The following is a 21537-nucleotide window of genomic DNA, read 5'->3' as shown; positions in this document are numbered from 1 at the left end:
GGCTGAATTCACATGGAAACGCGCGCCAGCTACGCGCTCGTCGGCGGGTTCATCCTGGCACTGACGGCGGCCCTGTTCATCGCCATCGTCTGGCTGGCCAAGGTCCAGTTCGACAAGGCGTCGACCCCTTACCGCATCTATTTCTCAGGCTCCGTCACCGGCCTGGTGGCGGGCAGCCCCGTGCGCTATCGCGGCGTGGCCGTGGGCCGCGTCACCGACATCCGCATCGATCCCGGCAACGTGGAACGCATCGAGGTGAAGGTGGAGGTGCCCAAGGACACCCCCATCAAGTCCGACGCCGTGGCCTCGCTGGAGCCGGTGGGCGTTACCGGCGGCGTCTATGTCGAGATCGCCGGCGGCAGCCAGGAGGCGCCGCTGCTGCGCGAGACGCAGAACGACGTCGACGTGCCCGTCATCCCCTCGCGCCCCAGCAACATCGCCTCACTGCTGCAGGAGGCGCCCCACCTGCTGGAAAACCTGATCAAGCTGTCTGACAGCCTGGCGGGTTTCATGACGCCGGACAACCAGAAGGCCTTCGCCTCCATGTTGGCCAACCTGGCGTCCACCGCCGGGGCCGCCAACGGCACGGTGCAGGACGCAGGCCATCTTGTGAACGAGCTGCGCGGCAGTGTGCGCGAGATCAGCAAGCAGACCGAGGCGCTGCTGGTCGATACCCGCACCACCGTGAACACGGTGGGCAGCGACGCCAAGCGCATCAGCGGCAACCTGAACCAGTCGGCGGAGGACGTGAAGGTCCTGACCCGCAACCTGAACCAGACCGTGGAGCAGCTGCGCGGCATGGTGGAGGAGAATCGCGGGCCCATCCGCGACTTCACCTCCAGCGGCCTTTATGACCTGACCCAGCTGATCGGTGACCTGCGCACGCTCAGCAACAACCTGTCGCGGGTGACCAACCGTATCGAGAACGATCCGTCCGGCTTCTTGTTCGGTGGCCGGCAGCGTGGGGTGGAGGTGAAATGAGGGGGGCCCACAAGGGTACGATGAGCCGGCGCCGCCTGCTGGCGCGCGGGATGGGGGTGATGGGCGGCGGCCTGGCGCTGGGGGCGCTGCCCGCCTGTTCCGTGTTCGACAGCCCGCCGCACGTGGTGCGGCTGACGGCCGCGCGCGAGTTCTCGCCGGCCCCGCCCGTGGGCTGGCAGCTGCTGGTGGGCGTGCCCACCACCACCTCGGTGCTGAACACCACGCGAATCGCATTGCGCCGCCTGGAGGGGGACTTCGGTTATTTTGATGCCGAGTGGCAGGACCCGATGCCGGAGATGGTGCAGGGCCTGCTGATCGAGTCCTTCGAATATTCCGGCCGTATCTCGGGTGTGGGACGCGAGGGGTCGGGCCTGCGCGCCGACTATGTCCTGCTGACCGATATCCGCGATTTCCAGGCGGAATATCCCCACGCGACGGTGGAGGACGTGCCCACCGTGCATGTCCGTGTCCAGTGCAAGATGGTGACGCTGCCCCGCCGCACCATCCAGGAAAGCCAGGGCTTCGAAATCCGGGTGCCGGCCAAGTCCACGGGCTTCCCCGCCGTGCTGGCGGCTTATGACGAGGCCTTCCACACGCTGGCCCGGCAGGTGGCCGAATGGGCCTTGCAGCCCGGGCGGCGCGCCGGCGGCGGCGTCTAAGGGAAGGGAACGGCCATGCCCTTCCTCCGGGGCCCCGCGCGCGGCAGTTCCGTTGTCGATGGCCTGCCATACGAGACCCTGACCCGGCTGGTGGAGGCCGCGCGCGAAGTCAGCCTATGCACGCGGGTGCTGGCCAAGACCGGCGACACTGTGCTGAGCGAGGTCTTGCGCGACGTGGTGCCGCCGCTGGACCCCTGGCACCATCATCCGCCGGGGGATGTCTACGACAGCGAATACCACGCCCAATACTACTTCCACGCCCACCCGGAGTCGGAACTGGTTGGTGAGGAGATGGGGCATTTTCACACCTTCATGAGGCCCCTGGGCATGCCGGATGGGGTGGCGCCGGCGCCCTTGCCCGATCTCCAGCCCGACTCCGACGGCAACGCCGCGCTCAGCCACCTGGTGGGGATTTCCATCGACGGCATGGGCCGGGTGACACGGTTGTTCACCACCAACCGCTGGGTGACAGGGGAAACCTGGTACGCGGCGGCCGACGTGGTGCGGATGCTGGAAGGCTTCCAGATCGACCACGCCCGGCCGTCCTGGCCGCTGAACCGCTGGATCACCGCGGTCGTTAATCTGTACCGCTATGAAATTATTGAGCTTTTGCAAGAAAGAGATGCAACTGTCGGTCGCTGGCAGGCGGAACGCCCCGGCAGTTACGTCTATGAGGACCGCGATCTCGAAGTGACATCGGAACGGCTGGTGGACGTGGACGGCCGCATCCAGGAGCTGGAGCGCGCGCTGCGTCGGCGCAACCGTCAGCAATCCCCTATGGCGGATCCCGCGTAGCAGCCCCTGGGCATAGGCGGGGAATATCACCCAAATGGCGTTGGCCAAGACGGGGAAGGCTGTATTATTACTGGGCAATGGTTACCCGGCGTGCATCGGGAACCTTAATGGTGGTGAAGCCTGGTACCCCCGGTCCGGCCGCGCATGACGGCCGAGGGGTGGGGATGGAAAGCCAGGTGGCCGGTCGGTAGCGAAGGGAGCGGGTTGCCCTGCCAATGTCCGAGACCTTGACGCATCAGGATGTGCAACGGCTTCTGGCCGATCCATCCGCCACGACCCGGGCCGAAATGGCCACCAAGGTTGCCGCCCAGTTCGGCGCGGATCAGCTTTCCCCTTCCGAACGGGCCTTGGCCGAGGACATCGTCCGCCTGATGGCGCGCGACGCCGCCGTGCGCGTCCGTTCCGCCCTGTCGGAGAGCCTGAAGACCTACCCCGCGATTCCCCGCGACGTCGCCCTGCAACTGGCGCGCGACGTGGAAGAGGTGTCGCTGCCCTTCATCGAACTGTCGTCGGTGTTGACCGACGCCGACCTGATCGAACTGATCAAGACCGGTTCGGAAGCCAAACAATCGGCCGTGGCCAAGCGTCCCGACGTGTCTGAGGGCGTGGCCGACGCGCTGGTGGACAATGGCGCCGAGACCGCCGTCGCCACCCTGATGGCCAACGAGGCCGCCAAGGTGAATGAGGCGGCGCTGACCCGCGTGCTGAACCGCTTCCCCAAGAGCGACGCCGTCCACGCCCCGATGATCGAGCGGGGCAGCCTGCCCGTCACCATTGCCGAGCGCCTGGTGACCATGGTGTCGGAACAGTTGCGCGAGCGGCTGGTGGAACGGCATGAACTGCCGGCCGACGTCGCCAGCGACATCGTCCTGCAGGGGCGCGAAAAGGCGACCTATGAGCTGGTGGGGGTCGCCACCGACGCCCAGCTGGAAACGCTGGTGGAACAGCTGTACCGCAACGGCCGCCTGTCGCCGTCGCTGCTGCTGCGGTCGCTGTGCATGGGCGACGTGGCCTTCTTCGAGGTGGCGCTGGCCCAGCTGGCCCGCATCCCCACGCCCAACGCCCGCATGCTGATCCACGATGCCGGCAAGCTGGGCATGAAGGCGCTGTTCGATCGCACCGGCATGCCGCAGTCGATCTACCCGGCCATCAAGGTGGCGCTGGACGTCGCCAACGAGACGGAGTTCGACGGCGGCGAGCATGACCTGGAGCGCCATCGCCGCAAGATGCTGGAACGCATCCTCACCCAGTTCGAGGAAATGGCCAGCGACGATCTGGACTATCTGCTGAGCAAGCTGACCGACCTGACCACCAAGGTCTGATGCTGGTCGGCTTGGCCGCCACGCTTCCACCATAGTTTCCGGGCACTCCTCCGTGGCCGCCGATCTTCGGCAGGCCCGAGAGGGATGGGGACCTTTCCAATGCTGACATCGACGCTGCGCGCGGCCTGCGCCGCCGCCGCCCTGTGCTTTGCCGTCGCAGAACCCGCCGGCGCCGGTTCCCTGGACATGCCGGTGCTGCAGGCTCGCCTGGACCGGCTGGCCCACGAATTCCCCGGCCGGGCGGGCATCGCTGTGCGCGATGGGCTCACCGGTGCCGAGGCAGGGGTGAAGGCGCGGGAGCGCTTTCCCGAGCAGAGCGTGTTCAAGCTGACGGTGGCCATCGCGCTGTTGGATCTGGTGGATCACGGCCGCATGGACCTGGCGCAAAAGGTCACGCTCTACCCCCGGGACCGTTCCGTCTATTGGCAGCCGCTGGCCAAGAACATTACCCCCGCCGGTTGGACCACCACGCTGGACGATCTGATGGCGCGCATGGTGGCGGACAGCGACAACATCGCCGCCGACACCGTGCTGCGCCTGATCGGCGGGCCGGCGGTGGTGCAGGCCGCGCTGACGGCCCGGGGGCTGGACGGCATCCGCGTGGACCGCGATGAGCGCCACCTGCAAAGCGACATCCTGGGCCTGACCTGGAAGGACGCCTATGTCGAGCCGGCGGCGTTCAAGGCCGCGGCCGACGCCGTGCCAGTCGCCACCCGCCTGGCCAAGCGTGAGGCCTATCTCAGCGACCCGCGCGACACGGCCCAGCCGGCCACCATGGCCCTGCTGCTTGAGCGGCTGGACAAGGGCGAGCTGCTGAGCCCGGCCAGCACCCGGCGCCTGCTGGACATCCTGGACCACACCACCACCCAGCCCAACCGTCTGAAGGCCGGCCTGGCGGCAGGCTGGACCGTGGCGCACAAGCCGGGAGCAGGGCCTTCTGTCGAAGGCGTGACCCTGGCCAACAACGACGTGGGCCTGATGACGGCGCCGGATGGCCACCGTTACGCCGTGGCGGTTTACGTCGCCAGTGTGCAAGGCCCACGGGAGCGGGCGGATGCCTTCATCGCCAGCGTGGCGCGGGCGGTGGTCGAAAGCTGGAAGCCGTAAGCGGCGAAGGCGCGGTCGGGCCGGCGTTTGAGGGTGCTGAAACTAAGTCCCGCGTCGCTTGGCCCTGGCCGTCGGCTCCGCCTCCAGCGGGTTGTCGGGCCAATAGTGGCGGGGGTAGCGGCCCGCCAGATCCTTCTTCACGTCACGGTAGGTGTTGGCCCAGAAGGAGGCCAGGTCGCGGGTGACCTGGATGGGGCGGTGGGCGGGCGACAGCAGGTGCAGCAGCACGGGCACGCCCGCCACCGTCGGCGTCTGCGGCAGGCCGAACAGCTCCTGCAGGCGCACGGCCAGGGTGGGGATCTCACCGGAATAGTCGATGGGCAGCCGCGACCCGCTGGGCACGTCGATATGGGTGGGCGCCTGACGCTCCAGCTCCTGGCCCTGAGCCCAGTCCAGCATGCCGGTCAGCGCGCTGTGCAGGTCCAGGCGCGGCAAATGGCTGACGCGGCTGATGCCCGGCAGGTAGGGGGCCAGCCAGGTCTCCATGGTGGCCAGCAGCGCCTCGTCCGACAGGTCGGGCCAAGTGTCGGCGCCGCCCGAGCGGTGCAGGAAGCGCACGCGCTCCCGCCAGGCCTCCAGCGCCTTGGTCCATGGCAGCGCCGTCAGGCCCATCTCGCGGATGCCGGCCATCATGGCGGCGGCCATGGCCTCGGCCGAGGGTTGGCTCAGCGCCTCGTCTTTCAGAACCAGGCCGAACAGGCGGCGGCGACGGCGGGCCAGCACCGCCTGTTCGCGCCCGTCCCAGCTCACCAGCTCTTCCGTCACGATGCGGTCGGCGTAGACCTCCTCGATCTCTTCCCGCGTGACGGGGGCCGCCAGGTAGATGCGGGCCTCGCGTGCGTCGCCGTCCAGGTCGCCCACCGCCAGCCAATCCTGGCGGGACAGGGCGTCGGCGCTGTCCAGCACCGCGCCCTTGCCATTGGCCAGGCGGTATTGGCCCTGGCCGCCGGGGCGCTTCTGCGCCAGGCGGTCGGGATAGGCCAACGCCAGCAGGCGGCCGGCATCCTCCCCCGTGAACGACCGGTCGGTGATGCGCAACTGGCGCATGGTCTGGCGGGCACTTTCCCGGATCTGGCGCAGGGCGTTGCGATCAGCGGCGCCACCGTCCTGGCCGGACAGCAGATCCAGCCGGCGGCGCAGGTCGGCATCCCGCGAAATGCCGCGCAGGGGATCGCGCTCCTCCAATAGGGCCGCCAGGTGGGCGGCGGCCGCGCCCAGGCCCAGATCCATGCCCACCAGCACCATGTGGGCCAGGCGGGGATGCATGCCCAGCGTGGCCATGCGTCGGCCGTGGGGGGTGATCCTGGCCGCGTCGTCCAGGGCGCCCAACTGGCTCAGCAGCGTACGGGCCTGAGCCAGGGGGGCCGCCGGCGGCAGGTCCAGCCAGGGCAGGGCGGTCACGTCATCGATCCCCCAGGCCGCCAACTCCAGCGCCAGGGGGGCCAGGTCGGCCCGCAGGATTTCCGGTGGGGCATAGGGCGTCAGCGCACGGTCAGCCTGTTCGCTCCACAGCCGATAGCAGACGCCCGGTTGCAAGCGGCCGGCGCGTCCCCGGCGCTGGTCGGCGGAGGCGCGGGAGGCGCGGGCCGTTTCCAGCCGGTTCATGCCGCTGCCGGGATCGAAGCGGCCCAGGCGGGCCTGGCCGGCGTCGACGACGATGCGGATGCCGTCGATGGTCAGGCTGGTTTCAGCGATGGCGGTGGCCAGCACCACCTTGCGCTGGCCGGCCGGCGCCGGTCGGATGGCCGCCTCCTGCTGGTCCAGCGCCAGGTTGCCATAGAGCGGGGCGACCACCGCGTCGCGGGGCAGGCCCAGATCGGCCAGGGCCTTTTCCGTCCGCCGGATTTCGCCTGTTCCGGGCAGGAAGACCAGGGCGCTGCCCGGCTCCTCCATCAGCGCACGCTTGACCACGCGGGCCACGGCCGTCTCCAGCCGGTCGGTGGGCGCGGGCTCCACCCAGCGCGTTTCCACCGGAAAGGCGCGGCCCTCGCTGGTCACCATAGGGGCCGCGTCCTGTCCCCCGTTAGCCAACAGTCTGGCTACGGCGGCGCCATCCAGAGTGGCGGACATGACCAGCAGGCGCAGATCCTCGCGCAACAGGCCCTGGGCCTGCAGACAAAAGGCCAGGGCGAGGTCGGCGTCCAGGCTGCGTTCATGGAATTCGTCGAACAGCACGGCACCCACGCCATCCAGCGACGGGTCGCCCTGCAACTGGCGCAGGAACAGGCCCTCCGTCACGACTTCGATGCGGGTCGCCGGCCCGACGCGCGTGTCCAGGCGGACCCGGTATCCCACCGTCCCGCCCACGGCCTCGCCCAGGGTGTCGGCCATGCGCTTGGCGGCGGCGCGGGCGGCCAGGCGCCGGGGTTCCAGCATGATGATCTTCCGGCCAGCCAGCCAGGGCTGGTCCAGCAGGGCCAGGGGCACGCGCGTGGTCTTGCCGGCGCCGGGGGCGGCCTGCAGCACGGCGTTGGGCGTGCCGGCCAGAACCCGCAACAAGTCCGGCAGCACGGCATCGATGGGAAGGTCGGTCTGGTCGATGGGCGGCATGGTGCCGTCATAGCGCGCGGCCGTGCCCGCTGCCACCCCTATAGCCGAGGTTGCCCGTGCGCGGCGTCGCGCCAAAGGTGATTCCCCCTCTGGGCGATCCGCGCCGGCGGCGTTCTGGTATCATGCGAACCCACGCGTCATCCAAAGGGGGGCTGGGTCATGTATATCGTCGGGGTCGTCATTCCCGTGCCGGGGGACAAGAAGGACGCCTATCGCGCCTGGTCGAAAAACAGCGCCGTGCTGTTCAAGGAATTTGGCTGCCTGGAAATCGTCGAGTCCTGGGAGGACCACGTCCCGGACGGCAAGCAGACCGACATGCGCCGGGCGGTGGCGGCCCAGCCGGGGGAGAAGATTGTCTTTTCCTGGCAGGTGTGGCCGGACAAGGAGACGCTGGACGCGGCCGAGGAGAAGATGCGCGACGATACGCGCTTCAATATTCCTGGTGACATCCCGTTCGATGCGAAGCGGCTGATCTACGGCTGTTTCAGCCCGCTGCATGTCATGGGGCGCGAATAACTCAGGCCAGGCTCAGGGCTTCCAGGCTGCGCTGGAAGTCCTCCGCCCGATAGGGCTTGGTGATGAAGCCCAGGGAGATGGAATGGGTGCGGTTGCGCAGGATGTTGGCATCGACGGCGCTGGTGAACAGGCTGCGGATGCCGAAGCGCTTCCAGATGCGCTCCGCCGCTTCAATGCCGTCGTCACGCCCCCGCAGCATCACGTCCATCAGCACCAGGTCGGGACGATGATGGTCCACCGCCTCGACCGCCTCTTCCACTGACGCGGCGACGGCGCAGACCTCGTGGCCCTGCTGCAACAGGATTTGCTGGAGGCCGAGGGCGATCAGCGCCTCATCCTCAACGACCACGATGCGATAACGGGGATGACGGGCCGTGGAGGACCGCTGGGTCAGTTCCCGATCGATTGTCTGTTCGGCACGCACAGCGCAGCAACCTGTCAACGTCGCAAGAAACACCAGGGCGCGCCGTTGCCAGAGGCTGACCCAGATTGACTACATTTTTCCGCAAAACGATGTGAAAGGGTATCCGCCTTTGCGGAAGAGACCGGTAGGCAACCTGTCATAGTTCACAGGGTGGAGCGCAGTGTGCAGCTGCCGACCTTGGCGTATGGCCAAAAAAGGCCTTGAACAGCTGGAACGGCTTTTCCGTTAACCCGAACGATATGCATTGACACTTAAAATCCGGACCGGCCCTGTCTACACTGCGCCGGTCTACCCATCTCCCTGGGGCCCGCCCATATCCCTCGGACCCATCCCCGGGGCCGCCTTTGGAAAGTGCAAATGTCCGCTCTCAGCACCGTCATCGTGCCGATCAACCGCGCCGGTTGGCCCTTCATCCTGGCCTTCGCCGTGGTCACCCTCATCCTGTTCTGGCTCTCCACCTTCCTGGGCTGGATCGGGGTGATCCTGACGGCATGGTGCGCCTACTTCTTCCGCGATCCCGACCGTGTGGTGCCCACCCGCCCCGGCCTGATGGTCAGCCCGGCCGACGGCCTGGTGCAGATGATCACCAAGGCGGTGCCGCCGCCGGAGCTGGGCATGGGGCCGGAGCCGCTGACCCGCATCAGCATTTTCCTGAACGTGTTCAACGTGCACATCAACCGCACCCCCATCGAGGGCACGGTGACACGCGCTGAATACCACCCGGGCAAGTTCCTGAACGCCGCCCTGGACAAGGCCAGCGACCTGAACGAGCGCATGAGCATCCGCCTGGCCATGCCCGACGGGCGCGAGATCGCCTTTGTGCAGATCGCCGGCCTGGTGGCCCGCCGCATCATCTGTACCCTGAAGCCGGGGCAGAGCGTGTCCACTGGTGAGCGCTACGGCCTGATCCGCTTCGGCAGCCGCACCGACGTCTACCTGCCGGATGGCGTGCAGCCCCTGGTGGTCGTGGGACAGAAGGCCCTGGGCGGCGAAACCATCCTGGCCGACCTGGCCAGCGCCGAGCCGCAGCGTCAGGGCGTGGTGCGCTGATGGTGCAACGTCCCCCGAGGACAGGCGGGGGCGCGCTGGGACGGCGGCGCCGGGCCATCCGGCCGCCGCGCCTGGGTGGCCTCACCATCAACAAGCTCTTGCCCAACATGCTGACGGTGCTGGCCCTGTCGGCCGGCATGACGGGCATCCGCTTCGCCACCGAGCAGCGCTGGGAACACGCGGTCGTCGCCATCGTGGTCGCGGCCGTGCTGGACGCGCTGGACGGCCGCATCGCCCGCCTGCTGAACGCGCAGAGCAAGTTCGGGGCGGAGCTGGACAGCCTGTCCGACGTGGTCAGCTTCGGCGTGGCCCCGGCCATGATCCTGTACATGTGGGGCCTGAACGAGGCGCGCAGCTTCGGCTGGATCGCTTGCCTGCTGTTCGGGGCCTGCGCCGCCTTGCGCCTGGCGCGTTTCAACACCGCCCTGGGGTCGGCCGCGCAGAAGCCGGTGTGGGCCTACAACTACTTCACCGGCGTGCCGGCCCCGGCCGGCGCCGGTCTGGCCCTGTTGCCCATCGTCGCCAGTTTCGAGATGGGGAGGACGGTCGTGGGCCACCCGGCCTTCGTCGTGGTGTGGACCGTGGGCATGGCGGCGCTGATGATCAGCGCCATCCCCACCTTTTCCCTGAAGGGGCTGCGCATCCACCCGCGCTATGTCGTCTTCATTTTCCTGGGCCTGGTGCTGCTGGCGGCCGGTGTCGTCAGCGCGCCATGGACCACCCTGCTGATCCTGGGCGTGGGCTACCTCGTCACGCTGCCCTTCAGCGTGCGCCAGTACCAACGCCTGATGACGCAGGCGGAATCGCTGGTCGGTGCGGAGCCGGAAGGGCCAGAGGGCGTAATGACGGAGGGTACGATGACGGAGGGCGCCATGGCGTCGGAAAGCGTGGTGAACCCGGTGGCCGGCCAACCGCCGGTGCCGCCAACCGACGGGACGCCGCCGCAGCCCTGACCAACCCCTACTTGTGAGCCACCAGCAGCCGGGCGTGGAGATGGACGGGTATTTTCCCGTCCATTTTCGTTTCCAGCGCCACCGCGGCGGTGATGCGATCTTCCACCGCCGCGCGCGCTTCGGCCGACATCCGTGCCAAGGCGGGGGTGAAGGCCATGTCCAGGGTGGGGCGCCAGAAGGGCTTGGCGGCGTCGGCCAGGGCTGACTGCTCCAGCGCGGTTTCCGACACGGTGTCGAAGCCCGCCTCCAGGAACAGGCGGCCCAGCGTGCCCTCTTCGGCGAAGCGGAACAGCACGGCCAACTCCGGCACGCCGCCCAGTGCCTCATCCAGAAGGCGGAACAGCGTATTGCCGGCCTTCGGGCCCCAGCACAGCAAGGCCGCGATGCCGCCCGGCCGCAGGACGCGATGCATCTCGGCCACGGCGGCGGCCGCATCCGGGACGAACATCAGGCCAAAGCGGCAGCTGATCCGGTCCACGCTGGCCGGGGCCAAGGGCAGGGCGGTCATGTCGGCCGCCAGGAAGGAAAGGGTGGCGACGCCGGCCCCACGCCGGCGGGCACCGGCCAGCATGGCGGGCACGAGGTCGCTGGCCAGCACGCGTCCCCCCTGTGCCGGATTCATGCCCTTGGCCGCGGTGATCGCCGGTTCACCGGCGCCGCTGGCCAAATCCAGAAGGGTGTGGTGCGGCTGCAGGGCCAGTGCGGCCAGCAGCGGCTGGTTCAGGCGGGCGGCGGGATCCGCCATGCTGTCGGCCCAGCGGTCCCACGCCTGGCCGCTGTCGTGCCAGCGGCGAATCTCCCGTTCGCGAACGGGATGCGGGTCAGCGGCCGGAGGGCCGCCGGCGCTCAATGCAGGACCCGGGGGTAATGATCCTGTGGCTCATAGCCACCATCGGCCAGACGGTGACGCAGCATGTCCACCTCTTCCGTGAGGCGCTGGTTGAACTCGCCCAGCCGCTCGACCTGGCCGGCCAGGTCGGTCAGGTCGCGCTGCAGCCGCGTCAGGTGGTCCGAGGCCGTGCGGGCCAGGTTCGACTGGCGCACGGCCAGGCGGCCCAGCCGGCGCCAGACATAGCCGATGGTCATGCCGGCAGCGGCCAGAACGGCCGCGCAGGCGAAGACCAGGAACAGGGCGGGGTGGGCGTTGTCCAACTGCGAAAACATGTGCGTTCAACCATGGCGGCCGCGGGTTCAGGGGCGGCGGTCGAAGGGGGCGGTGACCTCTTCTACAAATAAGCGTGGCACCGTCTGGTGAAAAGGCCGCGTGTGCGGCCGCGCCTCATGACAGGCTGGTCGTGGGCTCGGCCACGGTTTCCGACGTCAGGGCGGCCAGCTTGTCACCGAAGGCGCGCAGAACCGGCAGGAAGCGGTCGATCTGGTCGCGGGTGACGTGGGCGTCCGTACGCAGAATGATGTCGGGTGCCGCCTGCAGCAGCTGAGTCATGCGAAAAGGACCGATCTGGTCATCCAGGAACATGGACAGTCCCATCAGCATGCCCAGGGTCACGTCGTCCGGCGCGCTGGGGGTGTTCAGCACATCGTGCAGCTGTTCCATCAGCGTGTAGGTCAGGACGGACGTGCGTTCGATGAGGTTGTTCTGGGGGATAGGCCGGGACATGGGACTGGCGCTCCTTATCAACACCTGCCCGGTACCAGGACCCACGTGCGGCGGATCCATCCGGGGATGAGCGAACCATAGGCCGCCGCTCGTCACCAAACCGTTAACTGCGCGAGAACGACGCGCATGCCGCACTGTGCGAGGGGATAGGGTGAAGATTGGATGCGGCGCGCAGTATGGTTCCTGCCGCATTAACCCCGCGCGCGAGACAAAGGAAGGGGCTACACTGCCGGCCACACAGGGGTCGGCTGGCATCAGGCGATATGGCATCAGCAAAGTCCGGAAAATACTACCGCCTGGACGGCTTGAGCGTTCTGGTGGCCGACGACAACCGCTTCGTGCGCACCATTCTGGTCACGGTGTTGCGGGGCCTGGGCGTCGGCCGCGTGCTGCAGGCGGAGAATGGCGAGGAGGCGACCGCCATCCTGGACGTGTCGACGCAAATCCAGGGGGCCAGCGACATCGACATCGTCTTCGCCGATCATCTCATGGCGCCGGTGGATGGGCTGGAGTTGCTGAAGTGGGTGCGTGAGCACGACCACGACAAGCTGAAGTTCATGCCCTACATCATGATGAGTGGCGAGGCGGATGAGAACGCCGTGCGCATGGCGCGCGACGGCGGAGTCACTGAATACCTGGCCAAGCCCATGTCGGTGGCCAATGTCGCCTCGCGCCTGGTGGCCATCGTCGACAAGCCGCGGCCCTTCATTCGCGCGCCGGGCTATATCGGGCCTGACCGGCGGCGGCAGACCTTGCCCTATGCGGGGGAGGATCGCCGCGTGATGACCGGCCACCGCGTGACGCTGGACGGGGCCCAGGCGCCCATCGAGGATGAGGCGCTGCCGCCCGTCGGCCAGGCTGTGCCCGAGGTGGCCGCCCAGGAGGTGGGCAGGGCTGTCGGGGCGGAGGCGGCTCCCCCCTCGTCGGAAACTGTGGACTAACACCGATGGTGGGACAGGCTGACCGGCTTTTGGAAAGTTGTGACCCCTTATAGGAGGGGCGGGCCTTATGGGAGGGACGGGTATGACGGACAAGTCCGATAAAGGCCTGCCCGGGAAAGGCACCCGGGTGGTGGAGATCATCGAGTTGCCGAACAAGCTGCGCGCCAAGGTAGGCGGGGCCGTGGGCAAGCCCGGGCAGATCGATCCTGCGGCCATCGATCGCGCGAGCCGCCACGTGGCCCGCATGGCGGAGGCGCACCAGGCCCAGACCCGCATCGACCTGACCACGCTGCAGGCCGCCTTCGAACAGGCCAAGCGCGATGTGGAGCATCGCGTCCAGCATTTGCGCAAGGTCTACAAGATTTCCGACGGCATCATGACCCTGGGCCGGACCTTCGGCTATAACCTGCTGTCCGATTTCGCCAATTCCATGAACCATTTCCTGGTGGATCTGGAAAACCCCACCGATGCCCTGCTGACGGTGGTGGGCCTGCACATCGACGCCATGCATGTCGTGGTGCGCGACGACATCAAGGGCGACGGCGGCGAGCTGGGGCAGGCCCTGACCAAATCGCTGGCCCTGGCCCGCGCCAAGCTGATTCATAAGCGGTAACGGGGCCCGCTCGGGCGCCCGGCGGACGCAGCCGCATCCTACAGCCGCATGAGGATTGGCCTCATGCGGCTGTAGGCGTTCTTGCCTGATTACTTGTCCTTGCGGGCGCGGGCGAAGGCGTCGGCCAGGGCGCCGCCGAAGGCGTTGCCGAAGCTGCCGCCGCGCGATTCCTGGGTCTTGCCGACGCTGCCCTGGTTGGGGCGGGGGCCGCCGCCCGGCTTGCGGTCGCCTTGGCCGCCCTGGGGACGGTCATTCTTGGGACCGTTCTGGGACCGGCTGCCGCCGGGGGCGCGGTTGTCATTGCGGTGCCCCGGTCGGCCGTCGTCCTGGCGGGGACCGCTGGCCGGACGCGCGGCCTGTTCCTCCAGCCGCATGGTCAGGGCGACGCGGCGGCGCTTCAGGTCCACCTCCAGCACCTTGACCTTGACGATGTCGCCGGCGGTGACGACGGCGTGCGGGTCCTTCACGAACTTGCCGGCCAGCTGGCTGATGTGCACCAGGCCGTCCTGGTGAACGCCCACATCGACGAAGGCGCCGAAGGCGGTGACGTTGGTGACCACGCCTTCCAGCACCATGCCGGGCTGGAGATCCTTCAGTTCCTCCACACCGTCCTTGAAGGCGGCGGTCTTGAACTCGGGGCGTGGGTCGCGGCCGGGCTTCTCCAGTTCCTTGAGGATATCCTCAACCGTTGGGATACCGAAACGATCATCGGCGTAATCGGCCGGGTCCAGGCTGCGCAGGAAGGGCACGTCGCCGATGAGGGTCGCCAGGGTGCGCCCGGTCTTGGCCAGGATGCGCTCCACCACGGCGTAGGACTCGGGGTGCACGGCAGACCCGTCCAGGGCGGTGTCGCCGTCGCGGATGCGCAGGAAGCCGGCCGCCTGTTCGAAGGCCTTGGGGCCCAGGCGCGACACGTCCAGCAACTGGCGGCGGTTGCGGAAGGCGCCGTGCGCATCACGGTAGTCGACGATGTTGCGGGCGATGCTGTCGCTCAGGCCCGACACCCGGGCCAGCAGGGGCACCGAGGCGGTGTTGAGGTCCACGCCCACGCCGTTCACGCAATCCTCGACCACGGCGTCCAGGGTGCGGGCCAGCTTGGTGGGGCTGACGTCATGCTGGTATTGGCCGACGCCGATGGACTTGGGGTCGATCTTCACCAGCTCGGCCAGCGGGTCCTGCAGGCGGCGCGCGATGGAGACGGCGCCGCGCAGGCTGACGTCCAGGTTGGGGAATTCCTTGGCCGCCACTTCCGAGGCGGAATAGACCGAGGCACCAGCCTCCGACACCATGATCTTGGTCAGTTTCAGCTGGGGGAACTGGGCCATGACGTCGGCGGCCAGCTTGTCCGTCTCGCGCGACGCCGTGCCGTTGCCGATGGCGATCAGGCCGACATTGTGCCGGCCGGCCAGGGCCGCCAGCGTGGCGACCGAGCCCGCCCAGTCGCGGCGCGGCTCGTGCGGGTAAATGGTTGTGGTCTCCAGCAGCTTGCCGGTGGCGTCCACCACGGCGACCTTCACACCGGTGCGGATTCCGGGATCCAGCCCCAGGGTGGCGCGCTGGCCGGCGGGCGGCGCCAGCAGCAGGCCCTTCAGGTTGCGGCCGAAGACGGCGATGGCCTCATCCTCCGCCCGGTCGCGCACCGTGCCCATCAGATCCAGTTCCAGATGCAGCGCGATCTTGGTGCGCCAGGCCCAGCGGCAGGTGTCCAGCAGCCAGCGGTCGGCGGCCCGGCCCCGGTCCTGGATGCCGAATCGGTTGGCGATGGCCGCCTCGCAGGGGTGCTGCTGGCCGGGAGCGGGATCCTCGCCTACCTTCATGGCCAGGTCCAGGATGCCGCCGGCGCGGCCGCGGAACAGGGCCAGGGCGCGGTGCGAGGGCAGGTTGGCCAGGGGCTCCGCCTTGTCGAAATAGTCGGAGAACTTAGCGCCCTCCTCGGCCTTGCCCTCCACGACGGTGGAGACGATGCGGCCGTGTTCCTGGCAATAGCCGCGCAGGAAGCCCAGCAGCTCGGCGTTTTCGCCCATGCGCTCCACCAGGATGGCGCGGGCGCCGTCCAGGGCCGCCTTGGCGTCGGCCACGCCCTTCTCGGCATCGACGTAGGGGGCGGCGCTGGTTTCCGGATCGTAAGTCGGGTCGTTCAGCAGCAGGTCGGCCAAAGGCTCCAGCCCCGCTTCCCGCGCGATCATGGCCTTGGTCCGGCGCTTGGGCTTGTAAGGCAGATACAGATCCTCCAGCCGCGTCTTGGTGTCGGCGGTGGCGATCTGGGTCTGCAATTCGGGCGTCAGCTTGCCCTGCTCCTCAATGGATTTGAGGATGGCGGCGCGCCGCTCCTCCATCTCGCGCAGGTAGCGCAGACGTTCATCCAGGGTGCGCAGCTGCGTGTCATCCAAGCCGCCGGTCGCCTCCTTGCGGTAGCGGGCGATGAAGGGCACGGTCGAGCCTTCGTCCAGCAGGGCGACCGCCGCTGCCACCTGTTCGGGGCGGGCGGATAGTTCGGTGGCGATAAGGCCGACGATGCGGCGCGCGGTATCGGTCATGGCGGCTTTGAATCAGGCGTGGTGGCAGCGGCAGGTGTCCCCGGACGGGGGCCCAGGCTCATTACCGCGCCGCGGCGGCGACCGCCAGTCTTTGCTGCGCCTATTCCCTTGGGCGGGGCTTATCCACCTTTCGGGCAGGGGAATCGGGCCGGTCGCCCTCGCGCTACCCGTGGCCGTTTCAAGCCACCCGCCACTATTCCTGGGGCACCGTCCCGTCAGGCCTTTCTCTTTTGGGCAGGGGAGGAACGTTTTTCCGTGGGTCGCTCCACAGACTTATCCACAGGGGCGGATTATTTCGCGAAGCAAAAACAACGGACCGATAGGAAATGCCCTCTCCGCCCGTGCCAAGGGCGACTGATTTAATCTATGCTGCCCGCCCGGCCGCGATTGGCGGGGCGCCGCCACTGGCCTTCAGGGGACGGCGGGCAGGGGGATTGGGGGACATTCGACCCGGACTTTCCTTGACCGTCACGCGCCCCTCTGGTATCGGCGCGGATTGCTGTTATGGTGCCGGCCTCGGTGTCGAAGAGTGAGCTGATGAGCGATATTTTTCGCGAGGTCGATGACGACCTTCGCCGTGAACGACTGGAAAAACTGTGGCGCCAGGTGGGCCCTTACCTGCTGGCGGGGGCCGTGGCCATCCTGGCGGGCACGGCCGCCTATGTGGCCTGGGACCAGTACCGCACCCGCCAGGCGATCGAGCGCACCAGCGCCCTGATATCCGCCACGGAGAAGGTGGCCCCCGCGATTGAGAGCGGCAACGCCAAGGACGCGCTGGCCGCCCTGGCGGCGGTGACGCCTAAGCTGGGGGGCGCGCCGGCCACGCTGGCCCGCCTGCAGGAGGCTGGGCTGAAGGCCGCCAGCGGCGACGCCGCCGGCGCCATCGCCATCTATGACCAGATTGCCGGCAGCGCCGACAACGATCCGTTGTTCCGCGACCTGGCGCAGATCCTGGCCGTGATGCAGCAGGTGGACACCGGCAACCCCGCGCAGTTGCAGTCCCGCATCTCGGGCCTGACCAAGGGGCCGTGGCGCTACACCGCGCAGGAGCTGTCGGGCCTGCTGTATCTGCGTGCCAACGACCTGGCCAAGGCCAGGGAGATTTTCCAGTCCCTGTCCGTCGATCCGGCCGCACCCCAGGGCGTCCGCGCCCGCGCCGCCGATCTCGTCGCCCTCTACGCCGAGCAGAAATGACCAACAAGAACGCCGTCACCGGCCTGCCCTCCACCGAGGCCTTCGCCCGTGCCCCCGCCGCCCGGTCGCCGTCCGCCCGCCCCATGCGGGTCCGCCGCGCCGTCGGCCTCAGCACCGCGCTGGTTGCCTGCATGCTGCTGACCGGCTGCGGCATGTTCGATTGGCTGGGTTTCGGCGATGACAACAAGCCGAAGGAAAAGCTGGCGGGCAATCGCATCTCGGTCTTGCAGTTGGACCAGCAGATCGAGCCGGACAGCCAGGCCCAGGCCAAGCAGGTGACCCTGCCGGACGCGGTGACCAACACCGACTGGGCCCAGCCTGGCGGCAACGCGGCCCATAATCCGGGTCACGTCACGCTGCCCAAGACCCTGAAAGAGGCCTGGAAGGTCAGCATCGAGGGCTCCTCCAGCGACAACCGGCTGCTGGACGGTCCGGTCGTTTCCGAGGGCAAGGTCTATCTGTTGGACACCGACTTCGTGCTGCATGCCTTCGATGAGGCCACCGGCAAGAAGATCTGGGACAGCGAGATGAAGCGGCCGGAGCAGGAAGGCTCCGCGATGGGCGGCGGCGTCGCGGTTGGCGACGGCGCGGTGTTCGTCACCACCGGCTACGGCGAGGCCATCAAGGTCGATCCCAAGGACGGCAAGGTCACGTGGCGGCAGCGCATCGCCGCCCCCATCCGCTCTGGCCCCACGGTGGCCGGCGGCCGTGTGTTCGTCGTGACCATCGACAACCAGTGCATCGTCCTGGCCTCCAACAACCGCGTGCTGCAGTGGACGCACGCCGGTTTCCCGGAGCCGGCGGCCCTGCTGGGCGGTGCCAGCGCCGCGGTCGAGAATGACGTCACCATCATCCCCTATTCCTCGGGTGAGCTGTACGCCCTGCGTGTCGACAACGGCCATCCGGCATGGAGCGACAACCTGGCGTCCTCGCGCCGGGGCGCCAACCTGGCCAACCTGGCGGACATCAAGGGCCTGCCCGTGGTGGATCGCGGGCTTGTCTATGCCATCAGCTATTCCGGCCGCATGGTGGCCATCGACCAGCGCACCGGCCAGCACGTCTGGGAACAGGACGTGGGCGGCCAGAACCAGCCGGCGGTGGTCGGCGACTGGGTGTTCGTCGTGAACAACGAGGCCCAGCTGGTCGCGCTGACGCGCGACACCGGCCGTGTCCGCTGGATCAAGCAACTGGAACGCTGGGAGAATCCGGAGAAGCGCAAGGATCCGATTAACTGGGTTGGTCCTATTGCAGCCGGTGGACGCTTGATTATGGCCAACAGCCTGGGGCAGGTTGTGGAAGCGTCGCCCACCAACGGCGACATCCTCAACAAGATGGAGTTCGACGACCCGATCAGCGTTGCCCCCATTGTGGTCAACAACACCCTGTTTGTGCTGACGGACGACGGCGATCTCTTCGCGTATCGATAAGGCGTTTTAGTTATGGCGAGTCCCCGCCGCTTGACGGTCGCTATCATCGGCCGGCCCAATGTCGGCAAGTCGACTCTGTTCAATCGACTTGCCGGTAAGAAGCTGGCCATTGTCGACGATACCCCGGGCGTCACCCGGGACTGGCGATCCGCCGACGGCTACCTCGCCGGCATCGAGCTGACGGTGGTGGACACCGCCGGCCTGGAAGAGGCGTTCGACGACAGCCTGGAGGCGCGCATGCGCCGCCAGACGGAACGTGCGATCGAACGGGCCGACGTCGGCCTGTTCATCGTGGACGCCCGGGCCGGCATCACGCCCCTGGACCGCCACTTCGCCGCCTGGCTGCGCAAGGGCAAAACGCCCATCATCCTGGTGGCCAACAAGTGCGAAGGCAACGCCGGTAAGCCCGGGCTCATGGAGTGCTATGAGCTGGGTCTGGGCGATCCGGTGCCCCTGTCCGCCGAGCATGGCGAGGGCATGGCCGACCTAGTGGACGCCCTGACCCCCTACCTGCCTCCCGATGAGCCGGAGGAAGAGGAGGAGGAGGCCGAGGGCCCCCTGGACGACGAGGCGGCCGAGGCCCGGGACAATGCCAAGCCCTTGCAACTGGCCATCGTCGGCCGGCCCAACGTGGGCAAGTCCACCCTGCTGAACAGCCTGCTGGGCGAGGAGCGCGTGCTGACCGGCCCCGAGGCAGGCATGACCCGCGACGCCATCGCAGCGGAGTGGACCTGGCGTGATCGGCCGGTGAAGCTGGTCGATACCGCCGGCCTGCGTCGCCGCGCCCGCGTGGAAGACAAGCTGGAAAAGCTGGCGGTGGCCGACACCCTGCGGGTCGTGCGCATGGCCCATGTGGTGGTGCTGGTGTTGGATGCCGACGCCATTCTGGACAAGCAGGACCTGACCATCGCCCGCCAGGTGATCGAGGAAGGCCGCGGCCTGGTCATCGCCGTCAACAAGTGGGACGCCGTGGCCAACCGGGCCGAGGCCCTGCAGCAGCTGAGCGACCGGCTGGAGACGTCGCTGCCGCAGGTGCGGGGCATCCCCACCATCACCATCTCCGCCCTGAAGCAGCAAAAGCTGGACGTCCTGCTGGACGCGGCGTTCGAGGTCTACCGCCTGTGGAACCGCCGCATCCCGACGGCCCAGCTGAACCGCTGGCTGCAGGGCATGCTCGAATCGCACCCGCCGCCCCTGGTGGACGGCCGCCGCTTGAAGATCCGCTATATGACCCAGGTGAAGGCCCGCCCGCCGACCTTCGCCTTGTTCAGCAGCCGCCCGGTGGAAATTCCGGAACATTACACGCGCTATCTGATCAACGGCCTGCGCGAGACGTTCAAGCTGCCGGCTGTTCCCTTACGCTTCCTGCTGCGCAAGGGCAGCGACAACCCGTTCGACTGAACGGGCGGGAGCCAGGTCTTATGGCCCGGTTATTGGGATTGATTGCCTATCGCAAAAGGGGAAGCGGTCATTCGCTTCCCCTTTTTTGTTCGAATATCCGGAAGGCGGGGGCTTTTCTATTTTCTTCTGGGGATGGGGGCGATCGCCTATAGTGTTACTGGAAGTCGAATCCGGGCCGCCGGGTCGCGAGGCTGGGGACGCAGGGCTGGGACATGGGATTGAAATTCCGCAGCTGCAAGTTTGAGCTGCTGGGCCTGGAAGAGGGCCGCTGGACCATCCTTTTCATTGGCGACACCGAGGAAATGGCGGTGACCGAGGCCAACCGCCGCCTGGCCCAGGGCAAGCTGAAGGCCGTGCGCGTCATGGCCGTGCGCACGGTCATGAACGCCTTCCCCACCGGCACCCTGGTGTTCGAGAAGACCGCGCCCGAGGTGGTGAAGCCCACCGTGCTGCGGGAGGCGCCGGATGGCACACCGCTCTGCTCTTCGCCGGAGGACCTGTACGGACGCCAGTCGCGCCGGGCCATCGCGCTGATCTTGAGGGATTACCTGACGCGCCAGCAGATAAGCCCGACAGAGCTGTTGCACGGGGCCACCCACCTCCGCCGGTTGCAGGATACCGGCGCCATGCTGCAGGCGGCCCTGCACAAGGCCGCCACGGTGCAGTCCAAGGTGACGGGCCAGAATACCCGCGCCCGTATCGCCGACCTGGACCGGTATGTCGATGTCGTCGCCCAGAAGGCCCGCGACTTCCAGGCGAACAGCCGCAAATGGTCCGTCCCCCTGAACGGCGATGCGGCGGAGCTCAGCGCCGCGGTGGAACGGCTGGTGGGGCCGGAAGGCCATGACCATGCCTTTTACAGCCTGTTGACCGTGCGCCTGGCGGGAATCCGCACCCTGGGTGGCAAGCTGGAGGAGGTGATGCGGCTGGCCACGCCGGAAACGCCTTGGCGGCTGCAGGAAATGCTGGGCGGCATCGCCGCCGACCTCCTGCGTTTTTCCGACGTCATCCAGGACCTGTTCGGCAACCAGCGCTGCCTGTCCGATTTTCTGATCGCGCTGATCGACCTGTTGCGCGACCCGGCGGCCGTGGCGGCCAAGGCCGAGGCTGAAAGCAAGGTGCCCACGGCCATGGGCATGCTGGCCCTGCTGCTGGCCGGTGACCGACTGCCGGAGGGGCGGGAAGTGTTGCTGGAATGGCTGACCACGGAGCTGGCCAGCGAGCATCCGTTGAACCGTCACGACCCCAAGAGCGAAGGCAGCGAGCTTACCCGCGTCGCTGTGGCGCTGACGGCCGATGGCGCCATTGTCGGGGGGGAGGTCGTGGAACAAGCGCTGGCGGCGCGCCGCCTGATCCAGCGCCAGCAGACCCTGCGCGGCGAGGGCCTGCATATGATCGCCGATAGCCTCAAGCCGAACTGACGCAGGCAGCCGAAAGGCGCCCAGGAGA

The 21537-nt window shown here is 68.0% G+C and carries 20 protein-coding genes; 14 read left to right on the top strand and 6 right to left on the bottom strand.

Going from position 1 to position 21537, the window contains the following annotated elements:
• Window positions 1–12 precede the first annotated feature (12 nt).
• From P5F91_RS15030 to bla, 5 genes are all read left to right on the top strand, one after another.
• Window positions 13–981: an MlaD family protein gene (locus P5F91_RS15030; RefSeq protein ID WP_040846323.1), complete on the top strand. Its 969-nt coding sequence runs from the start codon at window positions 13–15 to the stop codon at window positions 979–981.
• The gene (locus P5F91_RS15025) at window positions 978–1640 is read left to right on the top strand and encodes an ABC-type transport auxiliary lipoprotein family protein (protein ID WP_145609202.1); all 663 of its coding nucleotides are present in this window, start codon (window positions 978–980) and stop codon (window positions 1638–1640) included. Before P5F91_RS15030 ends, P5F91_RS15025 begins: the two co-directional genes overlap by 4 nt.
• A gap of 15 nt (window positions 1641–1655) precedes the next feature.
• Complete coding sequence (locus P5F91_RS15020) at window positions 1656–2435, top strand: DUF6969 family protein (RefSeq protein WP_145609203.1); 780 nt, start codon at window positions 1656–1658, stop codon at window positions 2433–2435.
• A 215-nt stretch (window positions 2436–2650) separates the two neighbouring features.
• Complete coding sequence (gene spbR, locus P5F91_RS15015; RefSeq protein ID WP_145609204.1) at window positions 2651–3757, top strand: SpbR family protein; 1107 nt, start codon at window positions 2651–2653, stop codon at window positions 3755–3757.
• A gap of 99 nt (window positions 3758–3856) precedes the next feature.
• Entirely contained in the window at window positions 3857–4864 is a 1008-nt protein-coding gene (gene bla, locus P5F91_RS15010) for a class A beta-lactamase (RefSeq protein ID WP_277907524.1), read from the top strand.
• Between the two features lie 42 nt (window positions 4865–4906).
• Here bla and hrpB read toward each other — a convergent pair whose 3' ends face one another.
• Complete coding sequence (gene hrpB / locus P5F91_RS15005) at window positions 4907–7414, bottom strand: ATP-dependent helicase HrpB (RefSeq protein ID WP_277907883.1); 2508 nt, start codon at window positions 7412–7414, stop codon at window positions 4907–4909.
• Window positions 7415–7573: 159 nt separating this feature from the next.
• Between hrpB and P5F91_RS15000 the strand changes: the two genes are divergently transcribed.
• Window positions 7574–7930 (top strand): DUF1428 domain-containing protein, encoded by a 357-nt coding sequence (locus P5F91_RS15000; protein WP_145609206.1) that lies wholly within the window; start codon window positions 7574–7576, stop codon window positions 7928–7930.
• A 1-nt stretch (window position 7931) separates the two neighbouring features.
• On the opposite strand, the gene P5F91_RS14995 is transcribed toward P5F91_RS15000, so the two are convergent.
• Entirely contained in the window at window positions 7932–8354 is a 423-nt protein-coding gene (locus P5F91_RS14995) for a response regulator (RefSeq protein WP_145616127.1), read from the bottom strand.
• A gap of 357 nt (window positions 8355–8711) precedes the next feature.
• On the opposite strand from P5F91_RS14995, the gene P5F91_RS14990 reads away from it, so the two are divergent.
• Together P5F91_RS14990 and pssA are read left to right on the top strand one after the other, a co-directional pair.
• A complete protein-coding gene (locus P5F91_RS14990) occupies window positions 8712–9404 on the top strand; it encodes a phosphatidylserine decarboxylase (protein WP_145609208.1) in 693 nt (230 codons plus the stop codon).
• Window positions 9404–10357, top strand: coding sequence for a CDP-diacylglycerol--serine O-phosphatidyltransferase (pssA, locus tag P5F91_RS14985; RefSeq protein WP_145609209.1), 954 nt, complete (start codon window positions 9404–9406; stop codon window positions 10355–10357). The genes P5F91_RS14990 and pssA overlap by 1 nt, the downstream gene beginning before the upstream one ends.
• A gap of 7 nt (window positions 10358–10364) precedes the next feature.
• Here pssA and P5F91_RS14980 read toward each other — a convergent pair whose 3' ends face one another.
• The 3 genes from P5F91_RS14980 to P5F91_RS14970 form a co-directional block, all read right to left on the bottom strand.
• Window positions 10365–11102: a class I SAM-dependent methyltransferase gene (locus tag P5F91_RS14980; RefSeq protein ID WP_145609757.1), complete on the bottom strand. Its 738-nt coding sequence runs from the start codon at window positions 11100–11102 to the stop codon at window positions 10365–10367.
• Window positions 11103–11203: 101 nt separating this feature from the next.
• Window positions 11204–11521: a hypothetical protein gene (locus tag P5F91_RS14975; RefSeq protein WP_145609210.1), complete on the bottom strand. Its 318-nt coding sequence runs from the start codon at window positions 11519–11521 to the stop codon at window positions 11204–11206.
• Window positions 11522–11636: 115 nt separating this feature from the next.
• Window positions 11637–11975 (bottom strand): hypothetical protein, encoded by a 339-nt coding sequence (locus P5F91_RS14970; protein ID WP_145609211.1) that lies wholly within the window; start codon window positions 11973–11975, stop codon window positions 11637–11639.
• Between the two features lie 263 nt (window positions 11976–12238).
• Here P5F91_RS14970 and P5F91_RS14965 point away from each other — a divergent pair, with 263 nt between their 5' ends.
• Together P5F91_RS14965 and P5F91_RS14960 are read left to right on the top strand one after the other, a co-directional pair.
• Window positions 12239–12916, top strand: a complete 678-nt coding sequence (locus tag P5F91_RS14965) for a response regulator (protein WP_186454578.1) — start codon at window positions 12239–12241, stop codon at window positions 12914–12916.
• Window positions 12917–12998: 82 nt separating this feature from the next.
• Window positions 12999–13529: a hypothetical protein gene (locus tag P5F91_RS14960; protein ID WP_145609213.1), complete on the top strand. Its 531-nt coding sequence runs from the start codon at window positions 12999–13001 to the stop codon at window positions 13527–13529.
• An 89-nt stretch (window positions 13530–13618) separates the two neighbouring features.
• On the opposite strand, the gene P5F91_RS14955 is transcribed toward P5F91_RS14960, so the two are convergent.
• The gene (locus tag P5F91_RS14955; RefSeq protein WP_145609214.1) at window positions 13619–16066 is read right to left on the bottom strand and encodes a Tex family protein; all 2448 of its coding nucleotides are present in this window, start codon (window positions 16064–16066) and stop codon (window positions 13619–13621) included.
• Window positions 16067–16603: 537 nt separating this feature from the next.
• On the opposite strand from P5F91_RS14955, the gene P5F91_RS14950 reads away from it, so the two are divergent.
• The 4 genes from P5F91_RS14950 (at window position 16604) to P5F91_RS14935 (ending at window position 21509) form a co-directional block, all read left to right on the top strand.
• Window positions 16604–17260 carry a tetratricopeptide repeat protein gene (locus P5F91_RS14950; protein ID WP_186454579.1) on the top strand — a complete coding sequence of 219 codons (657 nt, stop codon included), beginning with the start codon at window positions 16604–16606 and terminating at the stop codon, window positions 17258–17260.
• Window positions 17257–18687: an outer membrane protein assembly factor BamB family protein gene (locus tag P5F91_RS14945; protein ID WP_246134238.1), complete on the top strand. Its 1431-nt coding sequence runs from the start codon at window positions 17257–17259 to the stop codon at window positions 18685–18687. Before P5F91_RS14950 ends, P5F91_RS14945 begins: the two co-directional genes overlap by 4 nt.
• 12 nt (window positions 18688–18699) lie before the next feature.
• Window positions 18700–20088 carry a ribosome biogenesis GTPase Der gene (der, locus tag P5F91_RS14940; RefSeq protein ID WP_145609216.1) on the top strand — a complete coding sequence of 463 codons (1389 nt, stop codon included), beginning with the start codon at window positions 18700–18702 and terminating at the stop codon, window positions 20086–20088.
• 212 nt (window positions 20089–20300) lie between these two features.
• Window positions 20301–21509, top strand: coding sequence for a hypothetical protein (locus P5F91_RS14935; RefSeq protein WP_145609217.1), 1209 nt, complete (start codon window positions 20301–20303; stop codon window positions 21507–21509).
• The last annotated feature ends 28 nt before the right edge of the window (window positions 21510–21537 follow it).

The organism is Nitrospirillum amazonense (assembly GCF_029594735.1).
Classification (GTDB): Bacteria; Pseudomonadota; Alphaproteobacteria; order Azospirillales; family Azospirillaceae; genus Nitrospirillum; species Nitrospirillum amazonense.
Note: the sequence above shows the minus strand (reverse complement) of the source record. Positions and strands in the feature narration are given on the sequence as shown.